5 protein-coding genes are annotated in these 8,314 nt (G+C 40.7%); 1 reads left to right on the top strand and 4 read right to left on the bottom strand.

Annotated features, from left to right (window positions below; translation table 11 throughout):
* A partial coding sequence (locus MTBBW1_RS25545; protein WP_186441714.1) for an AAA family ATPase occupies positions 1 to 474 on the bottom strand: 474 nt, incomplete at its 3' end.
* A gap of 65 nt (positions 475 to 539) precedes the next feature.
* Entirely contained in the window at positions 540 to 800 is a 261-nt protein-coding gene (locus tag MTBBW1_RS25540; RefSeq protein ID WP_186441713.1) for a two-component regulator propeller domain-containing protein, read from the bottom strand.
* Between the two features lie 349 nt (positions 801 to 1,149).
* Between MTBBW1_RS25540 and MTBBW1_RS25535 the strand changes: the two genes are divergently transcribed.
* Positions 1,150 to 2,985 (top strand): ATP-binding protein, encoded by a 1,836-nt coding sequence (locus tag MTBBW1_RS25535; protein WP_080809355.1) that lies wholly within the window; start codon positions 1,150 to 1,152, stop codon positions 2,983 to 2,985.
* A 216-nt stretch (positions 2,986 to 3,201) separates the two neighbouring features.
* Here the strand turns inward: MTBBW1_RS25535 and MTBBW1_RS25530 are convergent, their stop codons facing one another.
* Together MTBBW1_RS25530 and MTBBW1_RS25525 are read right to left on the bottom strand one after the other, a co-directional pair.
* A complete protein-coding gene (locus tag MTBBW1_RS25530) occupies positions 3,202 to 6,945 on the bottom strand; it encodes a two-component regulator propeller domain-containing protein (RefSeq protein ID WP_080809352.1) in 3,744 nt (1,247 codons plus the stop codon).
* 40 nt (positions 6,946 to 6,985) lie between these two features.
* The coding region (locus MTBBW1_RS25525) for an AAA family ATPase (RefSeq protein WP_080809351.1) at positions 6,986 to 8,314 on the bottom strand (1,329 nt) is incomplete at its 5' end.

Raw genomic sequence — 8,314 nt, 5'->3', positions numbered from 1 at the left:
TAAAAAAACAGATATGTCCATCATTTTAATGGCACTGCTTAAGGATTTCAGGGAAGCAAGAGCGTCAAGTGGATTGATTTTGATTTCAGGGATATTATATGACTGATAATACATCATAAACTCTTCAATACATCCATTGATATGATTAAAAATGGATTGACGAATCTGATCAACTGAGCCTGATGAATCAATACAGGAAAAATCCCATTTCAGGATAAAGTAGGAATTATGAAGTGGAGTGGGATCCTTACCAATTTCAAGATGACCGAAAAGCTCATCAAATCTATCCTTTTTTGCAACATCATAGTAATTTTCCAGCATGGAGAGCAAAAGGGATTTACCGAATCGTCTGGGGCGCAGAAAAAGCTGATGTTTATCACACTCTAAATGTTTAATTTTTGCAGATCTGTCACAATAAAAATAATTATCAAGAATTATCTCTTTAAAATCACTGATTCCATATGGAAATTTCATATTACGCTCCTATATTTTTTTGGAAAAATCAGCAAAAAAGTAATGAAAAATCAACTTTTTATCTTTTAAAAACTGGTACTCTCCCGCTTTCCTGTCAGATACTTTTCATCTCCGATTTTGCCTGAAGAGTATGTCAGATGAGCAAGGCCACCATAAAAAGTCCCCATCCAGATCCCGCCTGAACTATCCGACAGAAGAGAGTAAATATAGTTGTCCGGCAAGCCGCTTTGCAGCGTATAAACCCTTTCCAGCTCTCCGTTAATGGCATTTTTTTTCTCAAGGCCTCCGGTGGTTCCCACCGAGAGAATGCTTTTATCGTCGGACAAAAGAATAATGGATACATATATTCATGTTCATGGGTGCATGAAACTCGGCCATGACGGTTTAATCTGCTATATTGTTTGCGTTGCTTTTATTAAACTCCAATCCGGAATAGTGCCGATTTAAAAAACAACAAAAACTACTGTTTTCTATTTCATTTTGATACTATGATACCCTCCAGGATTTCTAAGAAGTCTCAATAAACGGACATGGCGGGAGTTACGCCACCCCCGAACATGGAAATAATGTATCGATTTCCACGGTAAAAAAATGCAAGCTACTTTTTTATTCAGATGAAAGATGCCATATTATTTTTGAAAAATAAACATATGAACGCAGTAAAGGAGAATTAGTATGCAAAAGTCTCCAGTTACAGGAATTCTTCCAGTGGAAGAGATGCTTGCCTATGAGGAGTTCACAGATCGTGTGGAGATTCTTCGTGAGCTTGATATGTGGGTAAAAAATATTCAAAAGATGACGTCACCAAGTACTGCCATAATTGCTCCACGTAGAATGGGTAAAACAGTCCTTTTGGATCGGCTTGTCAATACAGTGTTTTTTAAACCTGAATATAAAGTTGCTCCCTTTTATTTTCGCATGAAACGTGAAGAGACTACGCTTAGAGAGTTTTTACTTTTATATGCAACAACTTTTTTCAGACAGTACATTGCATATTGTCATCAAGACCCTTTTCTTTTTCAAAACAGGCAAATTCAATTGAAGTCATTGATAAACTATAAATCAGATAATAAATCTGTATTAATCGCAAAAGATATGATTAAAGCTTTTGCTGAACGCTATGAAACAAATGAATTTAACAGTACCAGAAATCAATGGGATGACTTTATATGTGTACCTGAGCAATTGGCATCTTACTCCGGAACAAGGGTTGCTGTTATCATTGATGAATTTCAGGATATGAAATTTTATGTTCATGATATAGAAAAAAAGTTTCTGGATCAGGTTATTGAAAAGAGACGCAATAATCCATACCTTGAGGGAACAGATCTGACAGCCACCTATGATCGTCAATCCCAAAGCCGAAAAGCCCCAATGCTGGTATCCGGTTCTGCGGTGACACTTGTTTTTAGAACAGTAATGGGCGGCCCCCTTGGCGGCAGATTTGATTTTTCATATCTTAAACCGTTATCTATTCCAGATGGAGCAACTCTTTTGAGGCATCTTATTGAAATTTATCTGCCGGACTCTGAAACAGATTCAGAAAATGCATTATATGCAAGTACACAAGTTGGCGGCCATCCCTACTATCTCTACTGCCTTGCAATGTCAAAGTGTTCAAATAAATCATATAACACCAGAGAAAATATAGATCGTATTATCCGATATGAAATTGAGCAGGGAAAAATTTATGGTTTCTGGCAGACCCATTTTGATGACAACCGCAGAATAATAAATGGAGATTCAGCCATTGATGAGCAAACAGGACGAAAAATCATTTATTATTTTACAAAATATAATAATAAACCTGTGGAGATTAAAGAGATTGCAGATAAACTCAATGTTCCTAAAAAGGTGGTTGAAGAGAAGATAGAAAAGCTCTATCAGGCTGATCTTGTCTATAGAAGTGCAGCAAGATTTTATACCTTTAATGATATATGTCTTATGCGATTTATAAAATTTGTATATGAAAAAGATATGGAAGATGTTGAAAAAATAGATCTGAGTCAGCAGAACCTTTTTAATACATTAAAAGGAAAGTTCCTTGAAATGGTGGTTCAGGTGACAATGATGAAGTTTAATAATGGTTCAATTGATGGAAGATTTTTTGGCAAAAACGGTGTGATTGAATTGCCGCTGTTTCAGTATGTTGATTCAAAAACCGTAAAAGGGGCCAAAACACCTCAATACCAGATAGATGTTTACGGTAAGGTTACGGGCAGAGAAAGGGTGTGGATTTGCGAATGTAAATATACAAAGAAAAAGATGGGTATTTCTCAGGTTAAAAAAATTGAAGAAGCTGCAAAAGTATTGAAGATTCAGGCTCAGGAAGAGGGTGTTCCAGTGCCGGAAGTAATCATATGGCTTGTTTCCACTGGCGGATTTACAGAGGAAGTAATGGAATACATAAAGGATCGCCAAGATATTCTCCACTCAGATCATGGAGGGATTGACGGAATTTTCAGGTATTACGGCGGTAATTATTCCATCCCTATCTTCAATGAGTCATAGAATTGAAAATGGAAAAAAGGCAATAACACAAAGCTGCCTTTTTTCCATAATTGTCTTATTTTTTGATTAAACGATCATTGCCGGGTTTTGGCCACCCCCACGATAACGAAAACAGATTGTGTTTTCATGATAATCGGATAAAAGATTACACGTACTAAACAAAAATAATTCTTGTCACCAGGCTAACCTGTGATTCAAACAATCAAAAACTTTATTTTACTGCACCTTAAAACCTGCAAAATCCCAAACCCAGTTGCTTACGGTATTCAGGATATTCTCATTTTCAGGTGCAAGCACAGCATAAACCTGATATTCCCCCACAGGCAAATTTTTAAGCATATCCACATCATCAAGAACAGTAACTCCCCTGCCCTGCTCCCTGTTCACAGGCCACCATTTTTCTATCCTGTACCATTCATCATTATAGTTATTTGAGCCGTCAAAGGTGACAAACCTGCCATCGGGAAAGAAAATCCCCACATAGAGATCATAGCCATAGGAAAGCTTTTCTGTCACTGAAAGGCTGAAGCTGCCAGGCTCAAGATCAGTTGATTGAATAGTATTACTGCTGATACCGAGCTCCACAGATGCCCTGTCAGGAAGAGCCAACCCTCCTGTTACAGTCAGGGTTATAGTGTCGCTGTTTTCAATAAAACCGCTGTTGTCCTCGGCGTAAAAGGTGACATCATACTCGCCGTTGTAGATAAAGCCGTCATAGCTGCCTTCCCAGATTTGATTTTCAGACTCTGATTCTCTTAATTGGGCCCTGGGAAAGGGCAAAAGCGGAATTCCGGTGTCATCAACAATAATATCCATCCTCGGGGGATGTATTACTGCCCAGACACTTTTTACCCTGCCTTCAACAAGGGTTGCCTTTGCCTTGAGGATTTTTGCATCACCATCTAAAGCTGAATTAGCTGAAATTATTCCGGAAGCTGTTACAGGCTCAACCTGAAGTGTAATATCCCCCACGGTCACATTGCCGTTAATACTCACTTTCTTAAGCCACTCTCCCTCTTCTGCCACCACATAAACACCGTCTCCTGTGTCATCATACTGTGGCTCCTGGGAAAGATCACCCGGGTTATCGCCTGCAACTGTTGCATAGTCCGAGAGTTTGCCCAGCAACTTTTTCTGTTTGCTTTCGGCATAATGGAAGGCTTCAAGGTAATTCATGCCCTTGAACAATCCCTTTGTCAGAAAATATGTGAAACTCTGGTCATCGTAGCGGTCAAAGTAAGCAAGGCCATCATCTGTACTTGAAATAATGGCACGATCAGGTGCGGCAAGTGACTCAACCAATGTACCGGAATGGCAGGCGTCAATGACAAATATAACTTTATTACCTGTGCTTTGCTGGTAGTCGTCAAGCATCTGCTTAAGCTCTGCTGCTTCAATGTAAACACCATTGGCAAGCTGGAGACGATTATTTCCGCCATGATCCGTGAAAAAAATGTAAAGGGGCTGATTCAACTCCCCCCGCTCTTTTGCCCAGTCAAAGGCTGCCTGAATGTCTTCCACAACAAGCGGCCTTGCAGGATCAGGTGCATCCACAATGTTGTCATCAAGACCGTCACCGTTGAAATCTGCCCATTGTTTTGGGGAGATGTAGTAAATATCGGTATTTAAAAAGCCCCGCCTGTTCAGCATTTTATAAGTGTAATTGCTTATCTTTTCTGTGCTGTCCCACAGCATGTTGTCGTCTGTGTTTCCCCCTCCGGAAACTATTATGGCGGCACGTTTGCCTGTCAGGTATTGTTCATTATTTATTGTGCCTGAAGAGTAGGTTAAATGGGCAAGACCGGCTGCTTCCGTTCCTACCCATATCCCTAATGCACCATCTGATACAAGAACGCTGACATCATGGTTGTCCACCAAATCAGAATTGTCTTCATCGAAAGCCGTCCAGTTACCCTGAGAATTTAAGTGAGCTAAGCCAGTGAATGTTTCCATCCAAATTCCCCCTGAGCCGTCTGAGACAAGGGAATAGACATGGTTATTAGGCAAATCAGAATTGCTTTCATAGAACACCGTCCATCTATCTTGGAAACTCAGATGGGCTAAACCATAGTTTGTTCCAAACCAGATCCCTCCTGAATCCTCTAAGAGAATGGATCTGACATCGTCATCCGGCAGATCAGAATTATCTTCATTAAACACTGTACATTTATCTTGGGAAGTGATGTGAACAACCCCCCTATTGTATGTATCCACCCAAACTCCTCCTGAACCATCCGATATAAGGCCTGAAACCCAATTTCTGGGCAAATCAGAATTGTCTTCATTAAAACAGGTTCCATTTCCTTGGGCATTCAGATGAGATAAACCACTGGTCAATGTCCCAACCCAAATTCCCCCTGAGCCATCTGAGACAAGAGAAGTAATATTATGATTGGACGGCAAATCAGAATTATCTTCATTAAATAGCGTCCAATTGCCCTGGGAGTTCAAATGGGCAAGGCCAGTACTGAGTGTCCCGACCCACAGTCCCCCTGAATCGTCTGATGCAATGGATTCGATATTGTTGGACGGTAAATCAGAATTATCTTCATTAAACCTCGTCCAATTTCCCTGGGAACTAAGGTGGGCTAAACCACCGCCATCTGTCCCAACCCAAAGCCCCCCTAAACCATATAATAAAAGGGCATAGATGTCGTTACACGGCAAATCAGAACGCTCTTTATCAAAGATTTCCCAGCTACCCTGGGAATTAAAGTGGGCTAAACCGCCATCTGTCCCAACCCAAAGCCCCCCTGAACCATCTAATGAAAGGGCATAGATCGTGCTGGATGGTAAATCAGAATTACGACTATCAAAAACCTCCCCTACGCCTTGGGAATTGATATTGGCTAAACCACTTGCTGTAGCCACCCATATTTTTCCTGTGGTGTTTGGAATAAGGGAGTAGGCAGTATTTCCTGTTAAATCAGAACTGTCGTCATCAATTACTACCCAATTACCCTGGGAATTAAAATGAGCAATATCTCCTCCCCATGTCCCAATCCAGATACCTCCCAAACCGTCTGAGACAAGGGATTGGATATCGTTAGACGGCAAATCAGAATTATCTTGATTAAAAACTGTCCCGATGCCCTGATGATTTAAGTGGGCAAGGCCACCGGATGTTCCAACCCAAATCCCTCCTGAGCCATCTAAAGCAATGGATTTGACTTTGTAGCTCGGCAAATCAGAATTCCCAGTATCAAAAAACTCACAGATACCTTGAGAATTGATGTGGGCAAGACCACCTTTTGTCCCGACCCATATATCACCGGAACCGTCTGACACAAGGGATGTGATATCGTTAGACGGGAAACAAGAACTGTCTTGATCAAACACTTCCCAGCTACCTTGGGAACTAAGATGGGCTAAACCACCGCCATATGTACCAACCCAAATGCCCCCTGATCCATCTGAGGCAAGAGCGCTGATATTGTTGTAAGGCAGTCCATCCTGATTTTTGTAAACCCTTTTCAGTTCTCCGGTACAGGCATTCCTCTCTTCAAGTCCACCTTCAGTCCCGACCCATAGCGTTTCTTTATCATCAGATAAAAGTATAGCTTTCACGCTACTTCTATCTGTAAAAATCTCCCAATTTGCATTCTCCCTTAAAAACCTTTCCTCCACATCTTCCTTTTCCATGACAACAACAGAAACAGTTCCAATATTTCCGGCACTATCCTGTGCTGTTACTCCTGCAATCATGGGGCTGTCAGGTGCATGATATACTATGGTATTTCCTTCCCCTTGAATCTCTCCATCAAAGGCAAACCACCTCACATCCCCGCTGGCATTGGTTACGCTTAGGGTAATCTCTTCCCCCACCGCAACCAAGGGTGAGGCTGGATCAATGAACAGATTTCCTGACCATGCCACAGTCATACCTGAAAAAATGAAAACAAAGATAATGGAGAGCATACAGAATCTTCTTGTCCAGTGATCTATTTTCAAAATGTGCATAAAAATTTCCCTTTAACTTTTTACTATTGTACAATTTATATTAATTAATATTTTTAACTTCTCTCCAGGAAATTCTGTCAAAACCAAGGGCTGTCACAACAAAACTTTTAAGCCTGAGATCAGAATATCTTGCCATCAGGGTTTTTCTGTATGATTTAACCTGCTTCTCTGCTTCACCCATGGCAGACTTGACTTCAGGCAATGCCGCCACCTCGGAAAATGAGAGCTTCCGTGCATCTTCACCACTCAATCCTGCATCTGACAGGCTCACATATTTGAACTCAATGAGAATATCCAGCAGGCGGTATTTCCGCATGTCGGGTCTGATAATCATGGTGAGATCGGCAAACCGCCTGCCAAGTTCCTTTTCAGAATCCATGATAAAGAGAATGTCGTTGTAAAGCAGGCTTAAAAATGCTGTTTTGACAGTGAGTTCATTTGCCCATCGGTAATCACGGTTGCGGAATACCTTGAAAAATGTCTGCTCCACAAAATGGCACAGCTCTCCCATTTCTCCCTTTGTATAAAGTGCTTCAGCAGCATTTTTGCCTTGATCTCTTATTAATGGTTCAGGAATGAACATTTCATTAATTCTCTCAACATAAAGCCGCTTCATGATGAGATTGGGCACTTTTAAATATCTTTTTCCCTCATCTGTAACACCTGCAAAGGTAAGTATTCCAAAATAATACAAAAAAGAGATCAAAAATGACCTGTCATGGGTGGCATCGGAAAGCATCCTTCTAATTCCGAATTTCCGGCTGATTTCATTAATTTCCACCCTGTGACCCTGGTGCATCAGATCAATTATTAATTGATTGCCGCCTTGAATGCCGGAAATATAGACAAGTTTGCCCTCATCCATGGCAAGGTTTTCATCAAACATGTTATCAGGAAAAGTGCCTGTTTTTTGAAAGCGTTTGAGAAAGTAAAGGGCAAGGGTCGGGTTGTAAACCTGCTCCTTTGCATCCTTGGAAAATGAGTAGCCGTTATAGTAGAGCTTCATTATTTCAAGGCCATCTTTACCATTATTAATAGTATCATTATTGTCATCACCGTTATGTCTATCTGCAAGCCTGATAAGTGCTTCGTGGATTTCCTTTTCTGTAAGCCCGCAAAGATCATTATAATCTGCTTCAAAGTAGATATTTTCCCCAATGTTGAAACCGCTTGTGATGTCACTCATTACAACCGGGGATACTCCGGTAATAAATATCCGGTCAAAAACATCACTGGATGCAAGGGATTTGACGTTTTTAAATACGGTTTTTAATATGCCCTCTTTTTTAACAAGGGATTCATAACGATCCACATTGCACTCCCTTGACATCATCACTTCATTGGCAAAATTATCATACTCGTCTATTAA

Origin of the sequence: Desulfamplus magnetovallimortis, assembly GCF_900170035.1 — a bacterium.
Lineage (GTDB): Bacteria > Desulfobacterota > Desulfobacteria > Desulfobacterales > Desulfobacteraceae > Desulfamplus > Desulfamplus magnetovallimortis.
Note: the sequence above shows the minus strand (reverse complement) of the source record. Positions and strands in the feature narration are given on the sequence as shown.

Coding starts and splice junctions, on each gene's coding strand:
- MTBBW1_RS25535 (WP_080809355.1), top strand. CDS start 1,150: ATGCAAAAGTCTCCAGTTACAGGAATTCTTCCAGTGGAAGAGATGCTT.
- MTBBW1_RS25530 (WP_080809352.1), bottom strand. CDS start 6,945: ATGCACATTTTGAAAATAGATCACTGGACAAGAAGATTCTGTATGCTC.